At 61.1% G+C, this 1,632-nt stretch carries 2 protein-coding genes; both read right to left on the bottom strand.

Annotated elements, in window-relative coordinates:
• Positions 1-58: 58 nt before the first annotated feature.
• Positions 59-1,231 (bottom strand): GGDEF domain-containing protein, encoded by a 1,173-nt coding sequence (locus tag EOA38_RS35915; protein ID WP_126093470.1) that lies wholly within the window; start codon positions 1,229-1,231, stop codon positions 59-61.
• Between the two features lie 163 nt (positions 1,232-1,394).
• Positions 1,395-1,632, bottom strand: a 238-nt coding sequence (locus EOA38_RS39915; RefSeq protein WP_210213015.1) for a hypothetical protein, incomplete at its 5' end; no start/stop codon positions are given.

Here is a 1,632-nt window from a genome sequence, read left to right as displayed (position 1 = left end):
GACCAGGTTGCGGTCGCCGTTAACGGAATATCTCGGCGCCGCTGAGTAGCGGCCAACGTCAGGCAGTTTTCAGGGCTGGCCCGGTATCGGGCTGGCCGGTCTCTTCCTGAACGACGACGCGATTCCTGCCGGCGCGCTTGGCAGCGTACAGCGCGGCATCGGCCTCAGCCAGCACCTCGTCCAGGGTTCGGCCGTCGGCGCCGCCAAATCCCATGCCGCCGCTGACGCTGCTGCGCAGCGGGCCGCGATGGGTCGGAACGATCTCGGTACCGAAAGCGACGCCGATCCTGCTTGCCATGTCATGCGCCTTTTCCGGTGTCATGCGCGATATGACGAGCGCGAATTCCTCGCCGCCCAGCCGGAAGGCGTCGACACCGGTCCTGCCGTATTTCTTGATCACGGCCGCGAAGCGGCAAAGGACCTGATCGCCGACAGGATGGCCAAAGACGTCGTTGGTCGTCTTGAAATGGTCGAGATCGAACATGGCGACCGCCATGAACGGACCGAAGCTGCGATCGCCGTAAAGCTCGTTGAGCGCTCGGCGGTTCATCAGGCCGGTCAGCGGATCGGTCATCGTCTCGGCCTTCAGCTCGATCTGCGCCTGCAGATGGTGCAGCGAAAGCGTGAGCGCCCCGAGGCCGGTCATGCAGGCAACCGCGACGACGGAGTTCAACTGCTCGGCCCAGTTGTCGGGCGCGGCGCCGAGAACCCATTGCCCCTGGACGAGCAGCACCAGGCCGCACAGCGCGAAGGACACGCCACAGGCGCCGCTCAGGAATGAAACGACGAGCAGGATCCGGCGGTCGTGATCCCCCTTCATCCAGAACATCGTTCCGATCGCGCCGAGCAGCGCCGTCACCGCCGAATAGGTGATGAGGAAGCCGATGCCGTCGAAACCGAGATAGGTGATGGCGGCGCAAGCGGCCATGGCCGCAAACGTCGGTACGATGGCGCGGCGGTAGTCCCGGAAACCGAGATATTGCATGGCCGAGAGGCAGATGACGAGAAAGCCGAACGTCAGCAGCGCAAGCACGACCTGGCAGAGCCAGGGGCTGGCGTCCTTGGTATAGCGCCAGAACAGGACGACATGGGCAACGAGCACGAGTATGCCGCAGGCGACCGTCAGGATGAAGCGCCCCCGCGGCGTGGTGAACCAGATCGCAAACATGGTGATGCTGAGGCATGTGCCCGACAGCGCCGCCGCGAGCAGGAGCGAACTGAAATCCAACATTGTTGAGCCGCAGCCTCCTGGAAATCGTCGGTAACGCTGCATTCTAGGTTAACGGCGGCCCGTTGATACCGTTTTTAGCTAACCTTTCGACCCAACCTTCGGACAAGGTTTACAAAGCATCCACTACTTCGCTTGACAGACGCGAAGACTAGAAATTTTTGGTTTATATTGAAACAGTTCTTTCCATAAGCGCGAGGCAATCCGTGCGAAAACGGCATTCGCCCGATGTTGTGCATCTGGTGAGATGGCTGACAAGCGGGCCATCCGCCAGCTGGAAATTCCGCCCTGTCGCTTTGATTTCGTCAATCGACAGACAGGAAATTGCCCGGTGAATTCCGGCGCAACGATTCAATCCAAGCCCGACAGGCTCTAGCTCTTGTTCAGCAGTGCCAGATTGGCAT

The sequence above is a fragment of the Mesorhizobium sp. M1E.F.Ca.ET.041.01.1.1 genome (genome assembly GCF_003997355.1).
Classification (GTDB): domain Bacteria; phylum Pseudomonadota; class Alphaproteobacteria; order Rhizobiales; family Rhizobiaceae; genus Mesorhizobium.
Note: the sequence above shows the minus strand (reverse complement) of the source record. Positions and strands in the feature narration are given on the sequence as shown.